Raw genomic sequence first — 22,731 nt, 5'->3', positions numbered from 1 at the left:
CACGGACACTCCACGCTGCCGCGCCGCCGCCCGCGTCACGGTGCCGTGCCGGCAAGGCAGGCGGCAGCCGGCGTCCACCACGGGCCGACCCCGGCGCGCCGTACTCCGGGGCCGGACGGCAAGGCGCCCGGCCCGCCGGCTCACTGGAGCCGGTCCCCCACGCCGGGCGGCTTCGGAGGGTGCGGACCGCCACCGTCCTTGGGGTCCTGGTCGCAGGTTCGTCCCCCGTAGGACTGGTCGTTGGGGATCACCAGCACTCCGGCAACCTGCTCAGGGTGCTCGACGGCGATCCAGGCATCACCCGTCGGGACACCGCCGGGCCCGAAGGCCTCGGACGAGGACACCGTCCGACATCCCAGGACCAGGCGCTTCTTGTCGACCGCGCAGGCGTCCACCACGGGGTCGGTCCCGTCGTCGGCGCCGTCGAAGCGGAAGTGGAAGTGGACCTGATCACCCTTGGAGGGCTCCTGCGGATGGGGCTCGAGGCGCCAGTCCACGACCTCGGCCGTGACGTGCAGGGACTGCCCGTAGAGGTTCACGACCTGCACACTGACACCGGCCTCCCCGCGCTCCGTCGTCGTGTCGGAGCAGCCCAGGACGGAGGAGCAGCCGGACAGGGCGAGGACCGCCAGGGCCGACGGAGCACCGGCGAGTAATCGTGCGGGGGACATGCGGAGGACCTCCGGTCGGGGTGGGACGGGGGAGTGTGTCTCAGAGGCTGGGCAGGCGGACGGTCAGCCCGTACAGCCGGGTGGTCTGGTGCGCGCTCTGGTTGTCGTCCGTCACCATCAGCAGCTTGAGGCGGCCGTCCCGGGTGTGCCCCGTGACGGTCATGCCCTCGATGTTGCCCAGCAGCGGGTTGGCCTGCGGCTGCGGGTTCGTCGCACCGAGCGGCGGACAGTCGGCCATGTCGACCAGAAGAACCTTCTCCATGAGCCGCACGTCGTCCTGGCGGGTCAGGTTCTCGACACCGCTCACGTCGCTCACACCGCGCGGGTCGGCGAGGTAGAGGCGGATGATGTTGCCGACACTCCGGTCGAATCCGCGCTCCACGACCAGCAGCCTGCCGTCGCCGGTCGCGTTGATGTCCGATATCGCCAGACCCGTGTCGCGTTCGTATCCGTACTGCCCCGCGATGCGGAACTCGGCGTCGAGTCGGTCGCGTTCCCAGGTCTGGAAGCGCAGGAGCCGGGGATCGTCCCCCAGCAGTGGGCCCTCCATGGAGGCCACCAGCGTGAGGCCGCCGGGCTGGAGCGCGAGTCCCTCGAACGTCTCGTTGACCCTGGCCCGTCCCGCCGGGGCGACCCGGAGGCCGTCGTTGGCCGGCAGTATGCGGACGAACGTGCCGTCCCGCGTGTAGCGCCGGACGTCCGACCCCTCGGAGGCGATGAGCAGCGAGCCGTCGTGGTCGAAGACCAGGGCCTCGAAGTCGGCTTCGCCGCCGTTCTCGTCCAGCAGCCTGATGACACGCACGGGCGCGCGAGTCGCCGCGTCCAGGGTGAAGAGCGTCGAACGGTCGGAGAGGGCGGCGATGTTGCCATCGGGGTCGAGGGCCAGAGCCGACAGGTTCCCCACGAACGCGTCCTGGAAGTACGTCTTGTCGAGGGCATCCGAGAACCAGTCGATGACCACCCAGGCCGAGCAGGCATTCGCCTCCGCCGCATCGATGACAACGTCCACACTGAACCCTTCGCGCAGGACCGACAAACGCCCGCGGTAGATCTACCAGATCCAACTCACCGGCCGGGCACCGCCTCCCGCCCCAGCCGGCTGCCTCAGCCCCAACTCCCCTTAAAGCCAGGCCCTGATGGGCGGACAGGGGCGGCGCCCGAGCCTCCGGGCTGCGCCGGATCGTGCGTTCCGAAGCGGCCTTCTCGCGAAGCGTGCAAATGAAGTGCCGGGTTCAGGAGGACTCTTCGGGGTTGCCCGCCCGCGTCTTGCCCGCAACGCCCGACCGGGAGACTCCGTCGACCGCCACACAGATCCCGAAGACCCGCTCGTGGCTGGTCCAGCCGTTCACTCGGCCGCGGTTGTTGCTGATCTGGACCCGCTTCCCGGCGGGGTCCACAGACGACACCAAGTGCAAGTAGACCGTCCCGGCGACACGGGCGAGGACGATGTCCCCGACTTCCACCTTCGACGGATCGACCGGAGCGACGACCACCTGCTGCCGACTGCGTATCAGCGGGACCATTGACGAGCCGCTCGGCCGGAACGCCACGGTGGCCCCACCGGCAACCCTGTTTGCCCATGCGTCCAATGCACCCATCCGCTGATCGTGGCAGACCTTCCTTCACCAGCCCAGCGAATTCCTCTCCCCGCAAGGCGCTCCGACCGCACACGGGGAGGGGGCCGGGCCGCGTCGGTTCCGGCTTCGGGAAGGGTCGATGCGCCGAGCGGGACGAGAACCTTGCGGGCAAGGCCCTGCCGCCTCTGGCAGGGTCGCGATCGGGCTTCAGCTGTAGCGCGCGAAAAGGGCCTGGAGGTACTCCTCCAGCCGCCTGGTCAGCAGGAGGGGGGTCAGATCGGCGCGGCCCACCTCGCGCCAGGGGACGGCGACCTTCTCGGCGTCCGGAGCGAAAGCCAACGCGTCGAGCACACGCCAGTAGAGGTGGGCGGCGCGGTCTTCGGCCAGTGTCCCTCCGGCCGCAACGTAGCTGTCGGCGAACCGCATACCCGCGGTTACCCCGTGCAGCAGGGCCAGGGCCGTCGAGCAGTGGGCCACGTCCAGGTCCGCCGGCCCCCAGGAGGTCTCCACCCAGTCGACGACGCCGCTGATCCGCAGACTGTCGCCGTCGCCCGTGAAGAGGACATTGCCGGGATGGAAGTCGCGGTGCAGGAAGCAGGCCTGGTGCGGTGGGGGCTCTTGGCGGATCACGTCGACGGCCCGCTGCCACAGCTCAGGCCGAGCGGTGTCTTCGGGCGGGCTCACACGCGTGGGGGAGGTCCATGCCTGATACACGCGCGGCCGTGCCTCCGGGCTCACTGGCAGCCGGTGGATGCGCAGCAACTGCCGGGCCAGCAATTCGGCGCGGCGGTCGGCCCCTTGGTCGCCCAGACGTACGGTCCCGGGCAACAGGGACATCAGCAGGGACGGGTGGTCGCAGTACTCCGCTGTCGCGTCCACGGCCACCAGCGTGGCCGCGGGCACATCAGTGCCGCCGAGCAGGCGCAGAACGGCTGCTTCGCGGGTGAGCAGGCCCTCCGCGTGACGAACGAAGAAGGGCTTGTCGAAGGACCGCAGGACCAACGAGCGTCGGCCGTCGGGCCCGCAGATGGTCAAACCTCGCATCTCCGACGTCCAGCCACCGCGCAACCGCGCGACGTCCTCGATGTGCTCTGCCTCGGCGAGCCCCTTCTCCACCCAGGAGCGCGTCGCACCCCAGCCCCGGCGCTCGCTACCGGTCTCCTCAGCTGCAACCATAAGAGCCAGGCTATCCACCTCACCCGTCGATCGCGTTGGGGCCGGCTTGCGCGAGGGGGCCTTATCCGCGGGCCATGAAATCGTCCTCAACTGCAGGGGACAGACGGCCGAGCCGGCGCTCGGCCTCGGACGCCTCCAGGATTCGTTCGAGTCGGAGGGCCGGCGTCATGTGCTCGAACACCCGGCCCGCACCGAACCCGTACGTCCCGTTGGCAGGGTGCAGGACGAGAACACGCGTGCCGTCCAGAGGCTCGATGTCGGCCGGGATCCCTTCCGGGCTGACGTAATTGCCCTTGCCGTCGAAGAGCCGGAAGGCACGGATCGCATGAGCGTGGGGCCCGAGACGGGGATCGCCGTCGGTGGCCGCGTCGACCCAGGACCGTTCGGGACGATCCCCGGTGACCATGCCTCGTCCGGGATCCCCGATGAGGCGGTCCGCCAGCAGGATGTGCAACTGCCCGTTGTCGCCGACGCCCCCCATCGTGAGGGCGTATCCCCGCCGGGCGCGAGGGTCCAGGACAACAAGGGGCTCGTCATCGAGAACGGCGGCCAGAGCGCCTGCCCAGCCGGCACGTTGGGAGCGGTGGGCGACCGCGGCAGCATGCTCCCGCAACTCGGCTTTGACGTCCTCGGGCACTGCTGCGCGGAAGTCCGTCCGGGCCAGGACGGTGATCAGGGCCTTGAGCCAGTCCTCCATGTCGAACCAGGACATGGCGATCCGAACCACGGTGTCCTTGTCCAGACCGCGGCGCCCTCGGGTGAGCCGGGTCAATGTCCGCAGCAATTCCGCGGTACCGGCGCTGACCGGTTCGGGCAGCGGCCTCCGGCGGGGGGCGGCTTTTTCCCAGAATTCCGGTACCACCGCGTTGAGCATCATGGCCTCTGAGGCTCGTCGCGGGAGGACGTCGACGAGGGCCATGGGAGACGCGCCCCATTCGACGCAGGCGCCCGCCAGGACAGCGGTCTTGGCGAAGTCACCGCTCAGGCCCGGCAGCAATGGTGCGAGCGCTTCCACAGTGGCGGTCAGGCTCTCGGGCCCACCCGCGCGTGCGGTCTCCGCGAGTTCCCGCAACGCGGCCTGATATCCGCGCGCGGAACCCGACTCCATGTGCGTGACGAGTTCGCCGACCAGGCGCGCTATGGCTGAGGACACGGGCGCACGCTAACAGTCGGGAACCAGGTTCCGCGTGCGGGGGACGGTGTGCGCGGGGCCCGTGGGATGCCCGGGTGGTGTGGCCGGTCCGGCCCGGAGGCACCTGGGTGCGGTGCCTCCGGGCCCGCGCCGGCGGATCAGTCGAGGAGTTCGGCCGACGTCCTCACGACGTCCGCGGGGGTGCCGTGGCCGTGGGGATGTTCGACATAGTCGACGTGGTACCCGTCCTCCTCGAGTTCGGCCGCCGTGCGACGACCGGTGAAGGCCGCGGGCGGAAGGGTGTCGCGGATTCCGTGGGAGATGAACACGGTGGGCCGGCCGGTTCTGCGGCCCGCGGGGATGCGGCCGGGGGAGTAGGCCAGGACGCGGGTGAACAGATCGCCGTTGGCCAGGCCGAGACCGAGCGCGTACGAGGCGCCGTCGGCGCAACCGGCGACGGCGATGCGGTCGGGATCGACGGGGAGGCGGCCGAGAACAGCGGCCAGGGTACGGCGCAGGGCTGCGGCGTCGGCGCCGTAGGTGTCGTCCCTGACGGCGTCCCAGGTCAGCCGGGCGGCGCCGGGGGCCAGGAGCAGGACCCCGCGTCGCTCGGCCTCGGTACGCAGCAGCGTGAGCATGTCGCGGGGCGCACCGCCGGCTTGGTGGAAGGCGACCAGCAGGGGCCGTGGCTGGAGCGGGAGCCGGTCCGGTACGTACAGCAGCGCCGGCCGCGTGGGAGTGGCGAGCCGGTGCAGGCCGGGCCGCGGCGTTGCGGCGCGGACGGGGTGCGGCGGTTGGACGTCCAGGACGCCGCCCGAGAGTTCTGGTGCGACGGTGCGCACGGTTCCTCCGTGAGTGTCAGTGCACCTGCTCAGCCACGGGCTCCTCGGCGGCGACGCCTTCGGAGCGGGCCACCACGAGCGAGGGCGACGACTGAGGGCGCATGGTGCGCAGCAGGACGGGGACGGTGATCAGGGCGAGGGCGGCGCCGAGCCAGAGCACGACGTGCAGCGCGCTGGTGAAGGCGTCGGTCGCCGCCGGCAATGTGGTGTGAATGCCGCCGTTGAGCCGCTCGGTGACGGCGTCGGGATCGGGCACCTTGCCCGTGAGCCGGGCCGCCGTGACGCTCACGAGCAGGGATCCGCCCACGGCCGCCGCGGCGGTGTCCCCGGTCAGGCGGAAGGCGTTGAACATCCCCGTCGCCATGCCGGCCTTGGGCAGTTCCACGCTGGAGATGGCCGCGCCGTCCAGCACCGCCAAGGTGCCGCCGTAGCCGATGCCCGTCACCAGGAGGGGGCCCGCCAGCGTGCCGATGCCGACGCCGGGGCCGATCACGGTCAGCCAGGTCATGCCGCCGGCCACGAGCACCATGGCGACGGTCAGCTGGGCCCGCATCGACAGCACGCGGTTGACGAGGCCGGCGAACATCGGCATGAGCACCATGGGCGCGGTGAACAGCAGCAGAACTCCTCCCGCGTGCAGCGCGCTGTAGCCCTCGACGGCGCTGAAGTACGTGGGCAGCAGCACCAGGAGCGGCAGCAGGCTGAAGGCCAGGGCCATCGCGGCGAGGCTGACGCCCATGAAGCGGGCATGGCGGAGCAGGGACAGGTCGAACATGGGGGTGGGGTGCCGCTTCTCCACGGCGTGGAAGACCAGCATCAGCGCGACGAACGCGGCCAGGGAGCCCAGGACGACGGGGGAGATCCAGCCGAAGGCGGGAGCCTCCACCAGGGCGAAGATGAACAGGAACAGGCCGGCGGTGAAGGTGATGGTGCCCGGCCAGTCCAGCCGGTGGGCCGCGGCGTTGCGGGACTCGTCGAGCATGGGGCGGGCCACGAGGGCGACGAGCAGTCCCAGGGCCGCGGGGATGGCGAACACGCCGCGCCAGCCCGTCGCGGAGTCCACCGCGCCGGAGATGAGCGGGCCGAAGGCCAGTCCCGCCCCGATGGCGGTGCCGAAGATCCCGAAGGCGCGGACCCGCTCGGCCCCGTGGAAACGGGAGGCGATGAGGGCGGACCCGGCCGTCAGGGTGGCGCTCGCGCCGATTCCGCCGACGGCCCGTGCGATGTCCAGGACCAGGATCGACCCGGCGAAGGTGCACACCGCGGCGGCGACACCGAACACGGTGATGCCTATGAGGAAGATGCGGCGGCGCCCGACGCGGTCCGCGAGGGTGCCGAAGGCCAGCATCAGCGACGCGAAGGTCACGTTGAAGCCGACCACCACCCATTGCAGTGCCTGCGCGCTGGAGTGCATCTGCGCGGCCACGCCCGGGAGGGCGACACCCGCGCCGGTCAGGGCCTCGGGGACGTTGAAGACGGCCAGGGAGACGATCAGCAGCGTGAGCCATGCAGGGCGCTGCTTGGTATGAGTACGCTTGTGTCGAGTCGTGTATTTCATAATCACAGGACTCTACAACAGATAAGGATCCTGTGACGAGTGGGTGTCCTGTGCGAGCCGAGGGGCGCTCGGCGCGGGGCGTGGGCAGACCCGTCCCGGGACGACGAAGTGCGCCGAGTGGGCGCGGAGATGAGAGAGGCGGTCCGATCGGCCATGGCACCGACGAAGAAGCCACGCGAGAGGCCGGGAGACGCGGTCCGGCCGGCGGCGACCGGGGGTGCGCTGAGCGTCCACCTGAAGCGCGCCGAGCAGGCGATCGTGGCACGCAAAGCCCGCGGGGTGCGTGAACTGGACCTCACCGGCCCGCAGTGCAAGGTCCTGAACTCCCTGAACTGCGGCGCCGCGAAGTCGTGCACTCAGCTGGCCCGCGAGGCCCTGGTCACCCCGCAGACCATGACCGGGATCGTGCGGAACCTGGAGCTGAAGGGTCTGGTCGAGCGGAACCCTTCGCCCGACCACGGCAGGGTCATGCTCGTCACACTCACTCCCGCGGGGAAGGAACGGGCGGCAGCCGTCGGCGGGTTCGCCGAGCGGGTCGAGCACGGTCTGCGCGAGGCGATACCCGAGGAGGACTACGCCCAGTTGGTCAGGCTCCTCGACCGCGTCGCGGAACTCGCCTCCCAGGTCCCGGGGCGCGCCGGAGAGCGGGGCGGCGAGGCGGCGAGGCGGTGAGGCGCCCGGCGTGTGCGCGGCCCGACCGCGCGCACGCCGGGCCTGTGGGACCGGGCGGGGGAAGCCCACCACTCGCCCGCGGAGTGCGGCCGGGCCGGCCCGCAGGCGGTGGTGGGACCTGTTCCCATTGAGGTTCCTACACTGGCTCAGCGTTATGCTTGGCGAAAACTCCAGGAGAGGCAGGGCGGTCGGCGATGGCAGCGAAGAAGAAGGCGCGCGCGGCGTCCGACGCCCTGGCCGCACCGACCGATCCTGCGAGCATGCTGAGTTTTCACCTCAAGCGCGCGGAGCAGGCGCTGAGCGCACGCAAGTTCGTCGGGATCCGAGAGCTGGACCTGACCTCCCCGCAGTGCACGGCGCTGGGCTACCTGACCGGCGGTGCCGCGAAGTCGTGCACCCAGCTCGCCCGCGAGGCACTGGTCACCTCGCAGACCATGACCGGGATCGTGAAGAACCTGGAGCTGAAGGGGCTGGTCGAGCGGCACGCCTCACCGGATCACGGCCGCGTCATGCTCGTCTCCCTCACCCCGGCCGGGGTCGAGCGGGCAGCTGCCGCGAGCGGATTCGCCGCGAGCGTGGAGCGTGGACTGCAGGAGGCGATGTCCGGGGAGGAGTACGCCCAGCTGATCAAACTCCTCGACCGTGTCGCCGACCTCGCCCCGGAAGTCACCGCCGACGTCGCGGAGTAGCGCGGGAGGGCTGCACGTTCTCGTGGCCCGTCATGGCGAAGCGGTCCCAAACGGCTTTGCCGTGTGCCGGTTTGTCGTCGACTCCGTATCCGTCGGCAAGGTCGTTGACGATGATCAAACCGCGCCCGGACGGTGTTCCGGCATCCGGATTCCCCGGCTCGGGCCGCCGCGGGTCCCTGTCGTGCACCTCCACGCGGACAGCGCCCTCGCACAGCAGCACCCTCACCAGGAATTGCTCGGCTCCGGGCCGCGTGTGCTCACAGGCATTGGCGGCGAGTTCCGCGGCACACAGGACGACGTCGCCGGCGCGTTCGGTCACACCCCAGTCGTCCAGGGTGCGGGCGACGAATCGACGCGCCCGGCGCACCGCGCAGGTGTCACGGGTGAAGAGCTGCGCGGCGGATGCCGGGGAGTGCTCGCCCGGCCGGCCGCATGCGACGCGGTCGGCCCCCGGCGATGTGCTGTGCGGCGCGGTGAGCCGCTCCGCGTGGCTGCCCACGATGATCACCTTCAGTCGGCTGATCCTGCTGGGTGAGGGGCCCGGGGCGGTGCGGGATGACCATCCGTCCCGCCCCGGGCCGGGGCTCAGGCGGCCTTGGGCCCGATGGCGGGCCGGCCGCCGGTCACCTCGAGGGTGGCGCCGGTGATGTAGCTGGCGCGGTCGGAAGCCAGGAAGAGGACGGCCTCGGCGATCTCCTCGGGCTCACCGACACGCCCCATGGCCGACATGCCGTCGGCGATCGCCTTCAACGTGGCCGGGTCGGCATCCGTGCCCGGCGTGCGCACCGGGCCGGGCGAGACGGTGTTGATCCGCACGCCCTGCGTGGCGTACTCGGCCCCCCAGATGCGGGTGAGCTGCTCGATCGCGGCCTTGGACGCGGCATAGATGCCGGTGTGGCTGGTGGCCACCGAGGCGGCGACGGTGCCGATGTTCACCACCGACCCCCAGCCCCGCGCGGCCATGCCGGGGACCAGGGCCCGTACCAGCAGGTAGGGCGCCTTGGTGTTCAGGTTCACCTGCAGGTCGAACAGCTCCGCGGTCATTTCGGCGGTCGACTGGAACTTGTAGATGCCGGCGTTGTTCACCAGCACATCCACGTCACCGGCCTGTTCGGCCAGACGCAGCACGTCCTCGGTGCTGCCGAGGTCGGCCTGGAGGAACCGTGCGGAGCCCCCGCCGGCCTCGATCTCCGCGACCACCGCCGCACCGCGCTCGGCATCACGGCCGTGCACGATGACGTCGGCGCCCTCCTGCGCGAGCTGCACAGCGACCGCACGTCCGATGCCTGCGGTGGCGCCGGTGACGAGGGCCGTACGTCCGGACATACCCATGATCATTCTTTCCTTCGGGGAGATGTGATGTCGGATCCGGCATTATTGAAGGATCCTGTATTTGAGGATGCTAACAGGCTATAGCCAGTGTCCATTCCTGAATGAGATCCCTGTTTTGATGTAGGACCCTGCATTATGTGAAGTGGCGGAACCCTGCCTCGTGGCTACGTGCGGCTTCCACTGCCACAACTGCGGCACCCGGACGTGCGGAAGCGGGCGCGGCGCGGGACCCGGCCGACAGCACCAGTGCCACCGCCGTCTGGATGTAGGCCGCAATGACGAAGGCTGTCAGGGCGCCGTCCTTTCCGGCCCCGGCGAGCCCCAGGTAGGGTGCCCAGCGAGGCGACGCCGCGGGCGAGGCCGCCCTGCGGCAGTCCGGGACCGGTCAGGGCGAGACCGGATGCGATGGCAGGCAGGGACACGCGGGGCCACATGCCGGCGACCGAGGCGACGAGGGTGACCAGACCAGTGGCCTGGGAGGGCGCCCCGTCGCCCGCAAGACGAAAAGCGCCGGTGAGTAGCGCGACCGCGAGCGGAACCGATGCCGACACGTGGATCTACCTGGTCTACGGTGCCTTTTACTACCGCCTCCTCGTCGCCCACCTGCCGCCCACCCCGCGCCGGACGAGGCAGATCCCGAGGGCCGCCCTCGAAGGGGCGGTCACTCATCGGTCGCGAGTCAAAGGAACGAGTGCACATGGAAGAGTTGCGGGCAGTCACCACGCTCGTCCGTCGGCGCGTCCTCAAGGGGCTGGCGCGCAATCCGGCGGCGCCGGACCGGATGGTGCACCGCCTCGCCCGTGCACCATGGGGAGCCGAGGAAATCGCCCGACGCCGCGAGCAGATGACCGAGGAACTCGCGACCGTGCTCCTGGAGACGGGCGGCCGCGAGTCGGCGGTCGCGCTCGGCCGGAACGCGCGCCTCCCCGTTTCGGTGCGACGCCGGCTTGCCGCGCACACCGACGCCGAAGTGCGCGCGACAGCGGCCAGGCGCTTCGCCAGGACACTGATCGAGCCGGGCTACGAGACACCCGTCGGCCTGCTGACCGAATTGGCGGGTGATCCCGATCCACGGGTCCGTTCCGAGGTGGCCGCGCATTCGCGGACACCGGACGAGGTCCGTACTCGGCTGGCTGCCGATGCCGTTGTGAAGGTGCGCGTCGCCGTGGCCACTTGGTGGAAAGCACCGCCTTCCGAGGTCCACCGGACCTTGCTCACGGATCCCGATCCTGCGGTCCGCAAAGCCGTCTGCTCTCCCTGGCATCCGGTCCCGCCCGCGGACCTTCATCTCGCGCTGCTCGCGGTGCCGGAGACACGGCCGTTCGTGGCGCAGCACATCACCCTCACACCCGCGATCGCCCTGGAACTCGCTCGTGATCCCGAAGAGGAGGTGCGCGCCGGCGTGGCAGGCAACCCTGACCTGCCGCAAGCACTCCGGGACGAGCTCGCGGACGACCACAATGCGCTCGTGCGGCACGCGCTCCTGGTCTCGCAGCACACTCCGCACGAGACCCGGATCCGGCTGCACGAGGAGGTGCTCGCCGGCGCGGAGAGCGACGACGAGTGGTTCGTCGTCGACGCGCTGCTCGGGGCGGCATGGATGGGGCACGAACTGCGCTGGCTGCACCGGGTATCCGTGGAAGAGCGGCTGGCCCTGCTGGACTCGCCGTTGTCCTTCCTGCGTTACGGCGTGGCCTCCGGCGTGCGGGACCTCCCTGCCGCGGCCGTCGATCGCCTGCTCAACGATCCGGACCCGCACGTCCAGCGGATCACCGCGCTGTGCGCGGCGTCCCCCTCACCCGCGGAACTCGAGCGCATCGTCCGGGAGCACGGTGATCACCGCAAGGTGAGGCCCGGCATCCTGGGAAGACCTGATTTCCCCACGCAGGCGTACGCGCGCTTCGCGACGGCTGAGCGGGCGGAGTTGCGGGCCGCCGCCGCGGCGACCGCTCTGCCGGCCGAGACCCTGGAAGCACTTGCCGTCGACGTCGAACCATGGGTCCGTTCCGTGGCGGCAGGCAATCCGCACTTGCCGCTCCGCTGCCTTCCCCGGCTCCTTGCCGATGAGCAGCGCGATGTGGCGGAGCAGGCCGGCACCTCGGTCCTGCTGCCCGAGAAGTGGATGGATGCCCTGTTGACCGCGGAAGGGCTGTGAGCGACGGGCGCGGCGCGCCGGTGCCCCCTGTCTCAGCGGCGGGGACCGCGGGGCTGCCGGGCGGCGCGGGGGACGGGGAGGCGCCACCCGTACTGGAGGGCGCGGGCGATGCAGCGGGCGTCGCGGCGGTTGTGTCCGGTGGACTGCCGGATGTGGTCGAGGGCGTCGTTCCAGCGTCCGGCGTGGACGAGTCCCCGGGCGGTGTCCTGGACGGGGGAGGGGACGGGCAGTCGCAGCGCGCGCACGATCTCCGGGTCCCAGCCCTGTCGGCGCGCCGTCCACGCGTGCCACATGGCTGTGATCGACCAGGTCATGACGGGTCCCCCGGGTGGCTCCACATGTGGATCAGATGTGGGGATCATACGGAGACCGTGTGATGGGCGTGGGGGCGGGTCGTTGTTGCGGCCGCGCGCGGACGGTTGGGGCCGCCGCACGAAGGACCTGACGCATCCTCGGCGGGCAGGTCAGGTCGAGGAACCGTCGATCTGCGCCCGCGTGAGCCGCACCGGTTCCCCCGTGGCGTTGTCGAACCTGCGCTTGACCAGGACGGTGAACCCGAGCCTGCGCAGGGCCGTCTCGGCGACGTTCGTGTTGCCGGGGTCCCGGCCGCCCAGGGCGTTGCGCACCAGGGCGACCACGGGGAGATTCCGCCCGGCGACCGCCACCAGCACCTCGTACCTCGGGTCGTCCTCATACGGGTGCAGAGCGGCGACAGCGACGTTCGCGAGAGTGAGCACGGCCTCTCCGCCCCCCTTCAGACCGATCGGGGTCTCGGAGACCTTGCCTATGCGCTCAGGTGCCATGCCGCGTCCTCATCCGTATCGGGCCCGTTGTCTTCCGCCAACTGCCCCGCAGGCTACCCGCACCCTCTGACACCCCGTCCGATCCCGCCGGCCCGCCTCCGCGAACCGCGTTGTCAGTGATCGCCCGTATGTTCAGTCGTGTCCCGCCGGTGCGGCGTGGATTCCCCCTTGGTGCACAGGAGATGGGCGTTGTCAGATCGGGAGAGGTCGAGCACGGCGCGGGTGACGGCACCCGCACGGCCGCGCAAGCTCGCCAAGGTTCCGTTCGTCGAGCTGGCCGACGGGCGGTTGCAGGGCGTGGTGTCCAGCGGCTCGGACGTCGAGCGGGTGTACGTCTCGTCGGTCTCGGCCGGCAGCTACGCGTTCGCCTGCAGCACCAACAACAACCGGCCCTGCGGCGGTGCGCGGGGTTCCTTCTGCAACCACATCCGGGCGCTGATCAGCGAGGCGGTCCTGCAGTACGGGGCCGCCCGCGTGGCGCGCTATCTGCGGGTCGAGACGGCGACGGGGGAGCCCAGTACGGAGACCGTCACCGCTGCCATGACCGCCGCACACCCGGCCCAGGGCGACACCCAGGCGGCCGCGCTCGTCTTCAGCCGGTTCCTGCGGCACCTGGCCTACCTGGAACTCGCCCCCACCACCGCACCGCTGCCCGAGATGCAGTGGTTCCCGCCGACCCGGGCGGTGGCGTGATGCGCGCGGACCTGCTCCTCGAAACCATTGACGGGCTCGACGAGGCCCTGGCGGCCGTCGACGCCTTCGACCGGGTCCTCGTCGCCGGGCTGCTCCGGCCGCAGCCCGCACAGGCCGCCGGCCTGACGGAACTCGCGCACGCCGTCGCGGGAACGCCGCTGGCCGCCGGGGTCTCCGAGGCGGCCGAGAAGGCGGCGGGCGGAGTCGCGGGCGACGACCACTTCGTCGCTCTGGCCGCGGCACGCACCGCGTTGCTGGGCTCCGTCCACGACGCGCTGACGGCTCGCGTCGCGGAGGCGACCGGGCGGTCCCGCGTCGAGGACGCCGCCCCGGCGGCCCCCGGCGGGCAGCAGGCCGCGAACCTGCGCGCCGCCGCCCGCTCCTGGCTCTGCGACCTGGCGCGCTCCGGGTGGCAGGGCCTCGACCACGACGTGGTCTCCGGCTCGACGCCCGTGGTCTCCGCGATGCTCCCGGACCCGGCCCTGCGGCGACTCGCGACGCTGCTCGACGGCTTCGCCGCCGAGCTGGCGGCCTCGTGCCCGGGGGCGTCCATGGAGCACTTCCCGCTGCGCCGCTGGGCCGACCTGTGGTCACGCGCCATGCTGCTGACCCTGCCCGGCGCCGCCGACGCCCGACCGGCCGGCACGGTCACCGGCCGCCTCCTGCCCCTCGGCGTCGACCTCCAGGAGCACGACACCGCGGCACAGGCCCAGGTCCACGCGGTGTTCGAGCCCGCGGACGGCGGCGCGGCCCGCCTGGTGCGAGCCGGCGTGTCCGTGCCGAAGCCCGACACGATCGTCGGCGCCGGCATCTGGCAACTGCTCCGGCCCCACATGTCGCTCCTCGCCGCCGCCGGCGAGGGCCGCTCGATGGACCTCGCCGGCATGCCGGTCACCGCCGAGGGCGACCTGCTCTGGAGCGACGAGCACGCGAATCCCGGGGAGCCGGCCGAGGCCTTCACCACCGCCCGGGTCTCGCTGCCCACCGCCGGCGAGACGGCGACCGCGCCTCTGGACCGCCACCCGGCGCGTATCGCCGTCCCCGTCTTCCTGGAGGGCTACGCCGTCGAAAAGGACGACCAGAACCTGGTGTTCACCGTCGCGGGGCGGTCTCTCGCCGTCGACACCGACCGCATTCCGGTCGCCGGGCCCCTCACCCCCGAGGCCGTCGCCGCGTCCGGCGCGTGCATCGGGCTGCTCCGCTGGGACGCGGGAACGTTCCGTGTCCAGCCCCTGGCCGTGGAGACGACCGTACGGAACAAGGCGGTCGCCGTCCACGCCGGAGGGTGGGCCGGAGGCACGACCGACAAGGCCGGTGCCAAGGCGGAGAAGGCCGCCACCGACGCCGTGGCCGTGCTGCGGGAACGCGCAGGAAGGCTGCTGCGCACATGACCGAGCAGATCACCGGCTCCACGGCCGGCCCGGCGCACAGCCATGAGGCGGCCGCGGAGGAAAGCCGTCGTCAGGTCCTCTACTGGCGGCTCCTGGCCCGCCTCTTCGACCACGAGGAGCAGCCCGCGCTGGAATCGGCGAGCCTCGCCGTCGTCGAGGACATCGGTCTGCCGTCCGCGCTCCTCGACCCGCAGACCTCCGTCGACGCGGTCGTGCAGCGGCACCCGGAACTGGCCGCCGAGTTCGACGGCCTGATGGCGCGGGGCCCCGCGCCGGACCCCGGTACCGGCGAGGACGCGCGCGACCGGGCCGCCGAAGTACGGCGCGCGGCGCTGGTGTCCAAGGTGCTGCTCAACGTTTTCGCCACCGGCTCCGGCTCGGTGAGCGCGGGGCAGCTGGCACGCTGGCAGGCCGACGCCGGCTGGCTGGAACGGGCCCTCGGCTGCCGGCCCGGCGAGCTGCGCGGCGGCCGGGGCGCGAGGACAACGGGACCCGCCGGGGGCCAGGGCGCCGCGTCCACGGGCACCGGCCCTGGGGTCGCGACACCCGGTCCCGGCGGGCTGATCCCGGCGATCGGCCCGGAACTCGGCGCGATCGAGGCCGACCTCGTCAAGCGGATGCAGCTGCGCGAGGTGCTGGCCGACCCCGAGCTCGCCGCTCAGCTCACCCCGAGCATGTCGCTCATCGAGCAACTGCTGCGGGACAAGAGCAACCTCTCCGGCCTGGCCCTGGCCAACGCCAAGTCCCTGATCCGCCGCTTCGTCGACGAGGTCGCGGAGGTGCTGCGCACCCAGGTGGAGCAGACCACGGTGGGGGCCGTGGACCGCTCAGTCCCGCCCAAGCGGGTGTTCCGCAACCTCGACCTCGACCGGACCATCTGGAAGAGCCTCACCAACTGGAGCCCGGAGGAGGAGCGGCTGTACGTCGACCGCCTCTACTACCGGCACACCGCCCGCAAGACGACCCCGCAACGGCTGATCGTCGTGGTGGACCAGTCGGGTTCGATGGTCGACTCGATGGTCAACTGCACCATTCTGGCGTCGATCTTCGCTGGGCTGCCGAAGGTGGACGTCCACCTGATCGCGTACGACACCCGCGCCCTCGACCTCACCCCCTGGGTGAGCGACCCCTTCGAAGTGCTGCTGCGCACCCGCCTCGGGGGTGGCAACGACGGTCCCGTCGCGATGGCCATGGCCCTTCCGAAGATCACCGAGCCGCGGAACACCGTGATGGTGTGGATCTCGGACTTCTACGAATTCGACCGTTCGCAGCCGCTGTTCGAGGGCATCGAGGCCGTCCACCGCTCCGGGGTGAAGTTCATCCCGGTCGGCTCCGTCACCAGCTCCGGCCGCCAGGAGGTCAACCCCTGGTTCCGGGAGCGCTTCAAGGCCCTCGGCACGCCCGTGCTCTCCGGCCACATCCGCAAGCTCGTCCACGAGCTCAAGACGTTCCTCGCCTAGCTCATGAAAGGCCCCCTCCCCATGTCCGATCTGCTGCGTGCCCCCGCCGAGACCAAGTACGCCGAGGAGCTCGACTGGCTGGAGTCCGTCGACGACGGCCCCAAGCCCTTCTCCTGGCGGCTGTCGCCCAAGATGGTCCGCCTGTTCGTCCTGGGCTCCGAGCGCTCCGACGGCCTGGACCGCGAGATCTCGCAGAAGTGGTTCGGCGACCGGAGTTTCGTCGAGCGCTCCATCGTCACGCTCGCCTCCGACCGCGGCCTGCTGCTCATCGGCGACCCCGGCACGGGCAAGAGCTGGCTGGCCGAACTGCTGTCGGCCGCGATCTGCCGCAACTCCACCCTGGTCGTCCAGGGCACCGCCGGCACCACCGAGGACCACATCAAGTACTCCTGGAACGTGTCCATGGTGATCGCCAAGGGCCAGTCGCGGGAGTCGATGATCCCCTCTCCGATCATGACGGCGATGGAGACCGGGGCGATCGGCCGGTTCGAGGAACTCACCCGCTCCACCAGCGATGTCCAGGACGCGCTGATCTCGATCCTCTCCGAGAAGTACATCTCGGTTCCCGAACTCGACAGCGACGGCATCGTCTTCGCCAAGCCCGGCTTCTCGGTCATCGCCACCGCCAACAGCCGTGACCGGGGCGTCAACGACCTGTCCTCCGCCCTCAAGCGCCGTTTCAACTTCGTGCGCATCCCCGTGGTGACGAACAAGAAGAGCGAGGCGGAGATCGTCCGCTTCCGCACCGAGGAACTGCTGCGCCGCCACCGGATCGAGCTGGACGTGCCGCCGACGCTGCTCGACGTGCTGCTGCAGAGCTTCGCCGACCTGCGGGCCTCGGCGGCCGCGGCCGGCAGCGACGACGAGAAGCTGGAGTCCGCGCTGTCGACCGCCGAGCAGATCGGCGTGCTCGAGGACTCGATCCTGCACAGCAACTTCTTCGGCGAGCGCGCCCTGACCGCCCGCACGCTGGCCTCCTCGCTCGTCGGGTCCCTGGCCCGGCGCGCGCCCGAGGACCTGGCCATCCTCAACAAGTACCTGCACGGCGTCGTCGAGCCGCGCAGCAAGGAGGAGGGCGGTTCCTGGCCGGAGTTCCTGGAGGGCGGCCGCGACGCGATTGCCACCCTGTCATGAGCGCCGCGCACGAGGGGACCTTCGAGGCGCTGCGCACACAGCTGCAGGAGGCCGCCACGGCCTTCGCCGACGACGGGCCCGGCACCCTGGAGAGCATCCTGCTCGGCATCGTCGACGACGTCGACCGCGCGGTGCGCGAGCCGCTGGAGATCTTCCCCGTCTGCCATCACTCGCCCGCCTCGGCGGTCGCGATGGCGCGCCGCCTGCGGGAGAAGCAGCCGAAGGTCGTCTACCTGGAGCTGTGCGAGGACATGGCACCGCTGCTGACCGAACTGCGCAACTGCAGGCTCCCGGTGGCGGTCCAGGCGTTCGCCACCCAGGTCGACGGCTTCCCCGCCGACTGGGCTCCGCTGTCCGTGGTCGCGCCGATCACCGAGGCGTCGGCCGAGTACCAGGCGATCGCCTACGCCCTGGACACCCCGGGTGTCGAGCTGGTCCTCGTCGACCGCTCCTCCGACCACGTCTTCCAGTGGGACGCCCGGGCGGAGCTCCCCGCCGGGCCCGCCGATCCGGACGCGGCGCCCGCCGAGGAGGAGGCGGCGCTGCACGGCGACGCGATCGGTGTGGAGATCGGCGACCTGCGGCCGCGCTTCGCCGAACTGGAGGAGCACCTGCTGCGCCACGGCCGGGTCCGGCACTGGTCGGAGTGGTGGCACCAGTACGTCGAACTGCCGCTCGGCGACAGCGACCACGACACGTACCGGCAGGTCATGCTGCTGATAGGAAGCCTCTTCCGGCGCCTCGCGCCCGGCGACCCCGCCCGGGTGCGCGTGGACGAGGACCGCGAGCGCCACATGTGGACCAGGATGCGCGAGCACCTGGCCGCGACCGGCACCGATCCGGCGGACTGCCTCTATGTCTGCGGTGCCTTCCACGCGGCGAGCCGGGTCGCGGAGTTCGGCGTCGACGGCACCGACACCTTCGAGATCGGCCCGCGCAGCGGCACAAAGTGGCTGCACGGCCTGATCCCGTCCAGCCACGCGGCGATCGAGGCGCAATTCGGCCTCGCCGCGGGGTCGGTGTCGATCGCCGCGACGGTCTGGGCGAAGAACCTCAAGCGGACGCACGTGAAGCCGTACCGCCTGAGCGGGCAGGCCGGCACCAAGAAGACACCGGCCAAGAAGGCCGCGACGGCCCCGGTGCCGGAGGTACCGCCCTCCGACCAGCTGACGGGTTTCCTCCGGCGCCCGCCCGTCCTGGACCGGCTGGACGAGGCCGAACTGCTCGGCTGGTCGGTGGAGATCGTCCGCGCCGCGCGCCGCAACGGGTACCTCGCCTCCACCGCCGACGCCATCGCCGTGTTCGAGACGTCGATCCTGCTGGCCGGCATGCGCGACCGGGCCAGACCGACGCCTTACGACTTCCAGGACGCGGCCGTCACCTGCATCGAGAAGGACGCCGTGCCCGGCCGGCGCGATGTGCGCCGGCTCGTGGAGATCATGATGGGGGGCGACCGGATCGGGCAGGTCGGCTACGACGCGCTGCCGCCCCTGGCCCGCGACGTCCACGACCGCCTCGCACCGTTGGGCCTGAGGCTCCAGCAGCGCGGTGTGCAACGGGCGCTGCTGGACATCGCCGGCCGCCCGGAACTGGCGTCGTGCTCCGACGTGCTGTGGATGCTGCGCTACCTGATGCCGCACGGCACGGCGCGGCCGATCATGGGCGACCGTAAGCTCGGCGAGCAGCCGATCCAGGAGTCCTGGGACGTGGCCCTGGGCACCCACCAGCGCGCGCTCATCGAGCTCGGCTACGAGGGCGTCAGCATCGAGCAGGTACTGGAGCAGCGGCTGCGCCGGAAGGCGTACGGCCCGCAGGCTACCGCCGCGACGGTCCTGGAGGGCGTCGAGGACGCGACCCTGTACCTGCGCAGCCGCCGCATCGCCGACGAACTGGGCAACCACGCCCTCGACGTGCTCTCCGCCGAACGCGGAGTCGACGGCGCGCCCGAGGTGCTGCGCAGGGTGCGGCGGCTGCTCGCCTACTACCGCACGAGCGAGCCGGTGCTGCCGCCGTGGATCGAGTCCTTCACCAAGACCGGATACGCCCACTACTGCACCCTGCTGCCGACGGCGTTCACCGACGACGACGCCACGGTCGGCCAGGTCGCGGCGATGCTGGGCTTCCTGTTCGGCATGGAGAGCCTGGCGCTGTCGCTCGGCTGCGACCGGACCCAACTGGAGCTGGCGGTGGCGCAGTCCCACCCGCGGGATCCGTCGAGGACGGCGCTGCTGTGGGCGGCCCAGGTGCACTTGGGCACCCTCTCCCGCGCGGACCTCCGGGCCCGGTGCGACGAACTGCTCGGCAACCCCTTGGTGGTGCCCGCCTACCCGCGCTACCTCAGCGGTTTCCTGCACAGCCTGGAGCCCGTTCCGGGACTCGCCGACTTCGTCGTGGAGGCGGTGTCGAACGCGTTCGGTCGGCTGCCGGATCCGGTGCTCCTGCCGTGGCTGCCGCTCCTGATCTCCCATCTGCGGTCGAGCGGCGCCGAACTGGCCCCGCTGCTGATCCGCGAGGCGGGGCGGACCTTCCCCGGCCGGCTCGAAGCACTCGACGCGTGGGTGCCGCCCTGGCGTGCACAGCCCGGGCCGGAGCCCTTGGCCCGGGCGCTGCCCGCGGGGGGCGGCCGCGCCGGTGTGCTGCTCGCCGCCCACCCCGCCACCTGCGACGCGGTGGCGGACCTCCTGGGCTGTGACGGGACGTGGTCGACGGCGGAGCCCGGTCCGTCCGGCGCGGTGCTGATCGCCCGGCATCCGGACACGGCCGCGGCACTGGAGGCCCTGCTGGGAGGCGCGTGAGTGCGGTGGGAAGAGAGCCCGCGCGGCGGATCCGGCCGGTCGCGTCCGGATCCGCGGGCAGCCGGCAGGCCCAGCGGCCGAGCCCGTCATGGCCCGCCACGAGTGACTGCTAGGATCGAAGCAACTGTGCGCGCGTTCGTGCCGTCGGCCGCGCGCCACTCACCCCCGGCCACATGTACCGAGCCGGGACAACCGAAAGGACCGCCCCGGTGCCCCTCGCGGAAGAACTGCTGGGCCAGGCCGCCGCGGCGGGACTCGGCCTCTGCATGGAAAAGGCCAACGGGACCCGGGGCGCGGCCGCCGTGCGCTCCGCCGCCGCGGGTCTCGACGCACTGGCGCTGCGGGAACGCAGTGACCTGCTCCGCGACGCCCTGCTGGGGGACCTGCCCGACGGGTACCCCCGCACCGAGGCGGTCGTCCGCACCGCGCTCGAGGACCCGGAATTCACCGGATGGATGATCTGGCCCGTCACGGAGGCCGTCGTCTCCCGCGCCCTGGAGGCGGCAGAGCCGGAAGCCTTCGACTCCGCGCTGGCTTTGCTCGCCGACCTCACTCCGCGGCTGACCGCCGAATTCGCCATCCGGCGTGTGCTCATGGCCGACCTGGATCGCGCTCTCGCGATCGTCCAGCAGTGGGTGCGCCACCCGGACGAGCACGTCCGGCGCCTCGCCACGGAAGGCACCCGCCCGAGGCTGCCCTGGGCGGTCCGCGTCCCGGGGATCACCGCCCGGCCCCGGGCGACCCTGCCCATCCTCGACGCCCTGTACCGCGACCCCTCCGAGTACGTCCGGCGCTCGGTCGCCAACCACGTCAACGACATCAGCCACGGCGACCCCGACCTCGCCGTCGAGGTGGTCACACGCTGGGCGGCGGACCCCGACGACCACACGCCCCGGCTGATCCGGCACGCCCTGCGCACGGCGATCAAGAAGGGCCACCCGGGCGCCCTGGCCCTGCTGGGATTCGAACCCGCCGCCGACGTCGCCCTCACCGGGCCCGAACTGACCGCGACGCGGGTGACCGTGGGGGAGGAACTGACCTTCACCTTCCACTTGGAGAACACGGGCGACACCCCGGCCAAGCTGGCGATCGACTACGTCATCCGCTACCGGAAGGCCAACGGCACCACCGCCCCCAAGGTCTTCAAACTGACGACCAGGACCCTGGGCGCGGGGGAGCGGGCGTCCATCAGCCGGCGGCACTCCTTCAAGCGGATCAGCACGCGCGTGTTCCACCCCGGAAGCCACGAGCTCGAACTGCAGATCAACGGTGTGGCCCAGGGCAAGGCCGGGTTCGACCTGGTCGTCCCCGTGTGAGTGCGGACCGGCGGGCCGTCCACCGCACGTCCTGATCGTTCCGCCGGTTGGTGTGCGCCATTCGGTTGAGCGGCCCGGCCACGTGGCCCCGTGGGCCGACATCCGCGGCGGCGATCCGGTTCTGTGGAGCGATGAGAATTCTCCGCCTTGCCGTCGCGGCCACCATGCTGATCACCGTCTGCGCGTGCTCCGCCGGTACGCAGCGGTCCGAGCCGGCCTCCTCGGGGACCCACGTCTCCGAGAAGGTCCTCGCGGACGCGGTGGCCGGCGGCGCCGTCCCGTCGTATCCCGCTCCCGCGCACCGCGACGCCTACCTCAAGGCCATCGGCGACATCGATCCCGCGCTGGACTCCAGAGGCATGGACCCGGCCATCTGGGCGGGCCGGGACATCTGTGTACTCCTCGCGGCCGACGTCAACCGAGGCGCCGTGATCGCCAGGACCGCCGACCGTTTCAGCCACGCGGGGCACCAGGTGGCCCCCACGGAGGCACGGCGCATCGTCCGGGCGGCACAGAAATTCATCTGCCCCGACATGCGCTGAACCGCGGTGCGCGTCCGGGGCCGGGCGCGCGAGGGGCTACCCGACGGGGTCCGCGGCCGGACCGGCCGCCCGGGCCTCGGTGACCGTGCGACCGCGCTCGGTCTCCGGGAACCGCGCGAGCATGGCGGTGAGTTCGGCGCTGTCGACATTGGCACCGAAGGGCTCGGTTCCCGGTTCGAGGCGGACGCCCTGGGCGAGCGGCCCGGCGACGACGGGGTCGAAGCCGAGCGCGTCGACGAGGCTCGCGACCTCGGCGAGGTCGTCGGGGCCGTCGCCCGCGATGGCGATCGCCTTGCGCCCGGGCGCACCCGCGGGCCGTGCCCCGTCCTCCAGGTCGTGGTACCCCATGTGGTTGAACGCCTTCACCACCCGCGACCCGGACAGGAACGCCTGGACGGTCTCGCTCGACGAGGTCCTGGGGTCGGTCAGGTCGTCGCGGATGCCGTCGACCTCCCACCAGTAGTTCATCGCGTCGATGACGAGCTTGCCCCGCAGCGCCTCGGCCGGGACGCTGCGGTACTTGCCCAGCGGCAGCGCCAGGACGGCGATGTCGGCGCGGGCTGCGGCCTCGGCGGCGGTGACCGCGACGGCGCCCGGGGTGAGGACCTCCACCGTCAGCGCGATGGCGGCGGGGTCGCCCGAGCCCGCGATCAGCACCCGGTGACCGGCCGCCAGGGCCAGCCGGCCCAGCACGGTCCCGACCTTTCCCGCGCCCAGGATGCCGATCGTGCGCACGCCCTCGGTGTTCATGTCGTCTCCGTTCCTCACGGTTCTTCGCGGTTCTTGGCGTGGC

Annotated in this window: 22 protein-coding genes; 10 read left to right on the top strand and 12 right to left on the bottom strand. The window is 71.6% G+C overall.

The genetic code is table 11. The features are described 5' to 3' along the window. Nucleotides 1–140: 140 nt before the first annotated feature. The 7 genes from ACIP9H_RS06335 to ACIP9H_RS06305 all read right to left on the bottom strand — a co-directional run bounded on the left by ACIP9H_RS06335 (nucleotide 141) and on the right by ACIP9H_RS06305 (nucleotide 6,956). On the bottom strand, nucleotides 141–671 hold the full coding sequence (locus ACIP9H_RS06335) for a hypothetical protein (RefSeq protein ID WP_401581680.1): 531 nt from the start codon (nucleotides 669–671) through the stop codon (nucleotides 141–143). Between the two features lie 40 nt (nucleotides 672–711). Beyond that, on the bottom strand, nucleotides 712–1,680 hold the full coding sequence (locus ACIP9H_RS06330) for an esterase-like activity of phytase family protein (protein WP_401957825.1): 969 nt from the start codon (nucleotides 1,678–1,680) through the stop codon (nucleotides 712–714). Between the two features lie 223 nt (nucleotides 1,681–1,903). Further along, nucleotides 1,904–2,269 carry a S24 family peptidase gene (locus ACIP9H_RS06325; protein WP_401581677.1) on the bottom strand — a complete coding sequence of 122 codons (366 nt, stop codon included), beginning with the start codon at nucleotides 2,267–2,269 and terminating at the stop codon, nucleotides 1,904–1,906. A gap of 186 nt (nucleotides 2,270–2,455) precedes the next feature. Then, the gene (locus ACIP9H_RS06320) at nucleotides 2,456–3,424 is read right to left on the bottom strand and encodes a phosphotransferase family protein (RefSeq protein ID WP_401957822.1); all 969 of its coding nucleotides are present in this window, start codon (nucleotides 3,422–3,424) and stop codon (nucleotides 2,456–2,458) included. 61 nt (nucleotides 3,425–3,485) lie between these two features. Continuing rightward, a complete protein-coding gene (locus ACIP9H_RS06315) occupies nucleotides 3,486–4,577 on the bottom strand; it encodes a hypothetical protein (RefSeq protein WP_401581672.1) in 1,092 nt (363 codons plus the stop codon). Between the two features lie 137 nt (nucleotides 4,578–4,714). Continuing rightward, a complete protein-coding gene (locus tag ACIP9H_RS06310) occupies nucleotides 4,715–5,398 on the bottom strand; it encodes an alpha/beta hydrolase (protein ID WP_401581670.1) in 684 nt (227 codons plus the stop codon). Nucleotides 5,399–5,414: 16 nt separating this feature from the next. Then, nucleotides 5,415–6,956: an MFS transporter gene (locus ACIP9H_RS06305; protein ID WP_401581669.1), complete on the bottom strand. Its 1,542-nt coding sequence runs from the start codon at nucleotides 6,954–6,956 to the stop codon at nucleotides 5,415–5,417. A gap of 153 nt (nucleotides 6,957–7,109) precedes the next feature. On the opposite strand from ACIP9H_RS06305, the gene ACIP9H_RS06300 reads away from it, so the two are divergent. Further along, nucleotides 7,110–7,628 (top strand): MarR family winged helix-turn-helix transcriptional regulator, encoded by a 519-nt coding sequence (locus tag ACIP9H_RS06300; RefSeq protein ID WP_401581666.1) that lies wholly within the window; start codon nucleotides 7,110–7,112, stop codon nucleotides 7,626–7,628. A gap of 194 nt (nucleotides 7,629–7,822) precedes the next feature. Further along, nucleotides 7,823–8,317 (top strand): MarR family winged helix-turn-helix transcriptional regulator, encoded by a 495-nt coding sequence (locus ACIP9H_RS06295; protein ID WP_401581663.1) that lies wholly within the window; start codon nucleotides 7,823–7,825, stop codon nucleotides 8,315–8,317. Here the strand turns inward: ACIP9H_RS06295 and ACIP9H_RS06290 are convergent. Both ACIP9H_RS06290 and ACIP9H_RS06285 read right to left on the bottom strand, forming a co-directional pair. Further along, nucleotides 8,295–8,816 (bottom strand): ATP-binding protein, encoded by a 522-nt coding sequence (locus ACIP9H_RS06290; RefSeq protein ID WP_401581660.1) that lies wholly within the window; start codon nucleotides 8,814–8,816, stop codon nucleotides 8,295–8,297. The genes ACIP9H_RS06295 and ACIP9H_RS06290 overlap by 23 nt on opposite strands. 86 nt (nucleotides 8,817–8,902) lie before the next feature. Then, nucleotides 8,903–9,649, bottom strand: coding sequence for an SDR family NAD(P)-dependent oxidoreductase (locus ACIP9H_RS06285; protein ID WP_401581658.1), 747 nt, complete (start codon nucleotides 9,647–9,649; stop codon nucleotides 8,903–8,905). Between the two features lie 697 nt (nucleotides 9,650–10,346). Between ACIP9H_RS06285 and ACIP9H_RS06280 the strand changes: the two genes are divergently transcribed. Next, nucleotides 10,347–11,804: a hypothetical protein gene (locus ACIP9H_RS06280; protein ID WP_401581655.1), complete on the top strand. Its 1,458-nt coding sequence runs from the start codon at nucleotides 10,347–10,349 to the stop codon at nucleotides 11,802–11,804. A 32-nt stretch (nucleotides 11,805–11,836) separates the two neighbouring features. Here ACIP9H_RS06280 and ACIP9H_RS06275 read toward each other — a convergent pair whose 3' ends face one another. Together ACIP9H_RS06275 and ACIP9H_RS06270 are read right to left on the bottom strand one after the other, a co-directional pair. Continuing rightward, entirely contained in the window at nucleotides 11,837–12,118 is a 282-nt protein-coding gene (locus ACIP9H_RS06275) for a hypothetical protein (RefSeq protein ID WP_401581652.1), read from the bottom strand. 150 nt (nucleotides 12,119–12,268) lie between these two features. Further along, nucleotides 12,269–12,607, bottom strand: coding sequence for a hypothetical protein (locus ACIP9H_RS06270; protein WP_401581649.1), 339 nt, complete (start codon nucleotides 12,605–12,607; stop codon nucleotides 12,269–12,271). A gap of 222 nt (nucleotides 12,608–12,829) precedes the next feature. Between ACIP9H_RS06270 and ACIP9H_RS06265 the strand changes: the two genes are divergently transcribed. The 7 genes from ACIP9H_RS06265 (at nucleotide 12,830) to ACIP9H_RS06235 (ending at nucleotide 21,938) form a co-directional block, all read left to right on the top strand. Next, entirely contained in the window at nucleotides 12,830–13,300 is a 471-nt protein-coding gene (locus ACIP9H_RS06265; RefSeq protein ID WP_401581646.1) for a hypothetical protein, read from the top strand. After that, nucleotides 13,300–14,691, top strand: coding sequence for a hypothetical protein (locus ACIP9H_RS06260; protein ID WP_401581644.1), 1,392 nt, complete (start codon nucleotides 13,300–13,302; stop codon nucleotides 14,689–14,691). The genes ACIP9H_RS06265 and ACIP9H_RS06260 overlap by 1 nt, the downstream gene beginning before the upstream one ends. Further along, complete coding sequence (locus ACIP9H_RS06255) at nucleotides 14,688–16,151, top strand: VWA domain-containing protein (RefSeq protein ID WP_401957813.1); 1,464 nt, start codon at nucleotides 14,688–14,690, stop codon at nucleotides 16,149–16,151. The genes ACIP9H_RS06260 and ACIP9H_RS06255 overlap by 4 nt, the downstream gene beginning before the upstream one ends. A gap of 21 nt (nucleotides 16,152–16,172) precedes the next feature. Next, nucleotides 16,173–17,285 (top strand): AAA family ATPase, encoded by a 1,113-nt coding sequence (locus ACIP9H_RS06250; RefSeq protein WP_401957811.1) that lies wholly within the window; start codon nucleotides 16,173–16,175, stop codon nucleotides 17,283–17,285. Next, nucleotides 17,282–20,080: a DUF5682 family protein gene (locus ACIP9H_RS06245; RefSeq protein WP_401957808.1), complete on the top strand. Its 2,799-nt coding sequence runs from the start codon at nucleotides 17,282–17,284 to the stop codon at nucleotides 20,078–20,080. The genes ACIP9H_RS06250 and ACIP9H_RS06245 overlap by 4 nt, the downstream gene beginning before the upstream one ends. Before the next feature lie 209 nt (nucleotides 20,081–20,289). Beyond that, nucleotides 20,290–21,396: a DNA alkylation repair protein gene (locus ACIP9H_RS06240; protein WP_401957806.1), complete on the top strand. Its 1,107-nt coding sequence runs from the start codon at nucleotides 20,290–20,292 to the stop codon at nucleotides 21,394–21,396. Between the two features lie 131 nt (nucleotides 21,397–21,527). After that, nucleotides 21,528–21,938, top strand: coding sequence for a DUF732 domain-containing protein (locus tag ACIP9H_RS06235; RefSeq protein WP_360907800.1), 411 nt, complete (start codon nucleotides 21,528–21,530; stop codon nucleotides 21,936–21,938). A gap of 36 nt (nucleotides 21,939–21,974) precedes the next feature. Here the strand turns inward: ACIP9H_RS06235 and ACIP9H_RS06230 are convergent, their stop codons facing one another. Further along, nucleotides 21,975–22,688, bottom strand: coding sequence for an NADPH-dependent F420 reductase (locus ACIP9H_RS06230; protein ID WP_401581630.1), 714 nt, complete (start codon nucleotides 22,686–22,688; stop codon nucleotides 21,975–21,977). Nucleotides 22,689–22,731 lie beyond the last annotated feature (43 nt).

This window comes from Streptomyces sp. NPDC088732 (genome assembly GCF_044751205.1).
Taxonomy (GTDB): Bacteria; Actinomycetota; Actinomycetes; order Streptomycetales; family Streptomycetaceae; genus Actinacidiphila.
Note: the sequence above shows the minus strand (reverse complement) of the source record. Positions and strands in the feature narration are given on the sequence as shown.

Bases quoted from the DNA above. Each gene is read 5' to 3' on its own strand.
- ACIP9H_RS06275 (WP_401581652.1), bottom strand. From the start codon at position 12,118: ATGACCTGGTCGATCACAGCCATGTGGCACGCGTGGACGGCGCGCCGA.
- ACIP9H_RS06255 (WP_401957813.1), top strand. From the start codon at position 14,688: ATGACCGAGCAGATCACCGGCTCCACGGCCGGCCCGGCGCACAGCCAT.
- ACIP9H_RS06335 (WP_401581680.1), bottom strand. From the start codon at position 671: ATGTCCCCCGCACGATTACTCGCCGGTGCTCCGTCGGCCCTGGCGGTC.
- ACIP9H_RS06270 (WP_401581649.1), bottom strand. From the start codon at position 12,607: ATGGCACCTGAGCGCATAGGCAAGGTCTCCGAGACCCCGATCGGTCTG.
- ACIP9H_RS06325 (WP_401581677.1), bottom strand. From the start codon at position 2,269: ATGGGTGCATTGGACGCATGGGCAAACAGGGTTGCCGGTGGGGCCACC.
- ACIP9H_RS06285 (WP_401581658.1), bottom strand. From the start codon at position 9,649: ATGGGTATGTCCGGACGTACGGCCCTCGTCACCGGCGCCACCGCAGGC.
- ACIP9H_RS06245 (WP_401957808.1), top strand. From the start codon at position 17,282: ATGAGCGCCGCGCACGAGGGGACCTTCGAGGCGCTGCGCACACAGCTG.
- ACIP9H_RS06300 (WP_401581666.1), top strand. From the start codon at position 7,110: ATGGCACCGACGAAGAAGCCACGCGAGAGGCCGGGAGACGCGGTCCGG.
- ACIP9H_RS06305 (WP_401581669.1), bottom strand. From the start codon at position 6,956: ATGAAATACACGACTCGACACAAGCGTACTCATACCAAGCAGCGCCCT.
- ACIP9H_RS06320 (WP_401957822.1), bottom strand. From the start codon at position 3,424: ATGGTTGCAGCTGAGGAGACCGGTAGCGAGCGCCGGGGCTGGGGTGCG.
- ACIP9H_RS06260 (WP_401581644.1), top strand. From the start codon at position 13,300: ATGCGCGCGGACCTGCTCCTCGAAACCATTGACGGGCTCGACGAGGCC.
- ACIP9H_RS06280 (WP_401581655.1), top strand. From the start codon at position 10,347: ATGGAAGAGTTGCGGGCAGTCACCACGCTCGTCCGTCGGCGCGTCCTC.
- ACIP9H_RS06295 (WP_401581663.1), top strand. From the start codon at position 7,823: ATGGCAGCGAAGAAGAAGGCGCGCGCGGCGTCCGACGCCCTGGCCGCA.
- ACIP9H_RS06250 (WP_401957811.1), top strand. From the start codon at position 16,173: ATGTCCGATCTGCTGCGTGCCCCCGCCGAGACCAAGTACGCCGAGGAG.
- ACIP9H_RS06235 (WP_360907800.1), top strand. From the start codon at position 21,528: ATGAGAATTCTCCGCCTTGCCGTCGCGGCCACCATGCTGATCACCGTC.
- ACIP9H_RS06230 (WP_401581630.1), bottom strand. From the start codon at position 22,688: ATGAACACCGAGGGCGTGCGCACGATCGGCATCCTGGGCGCGGGAAAG.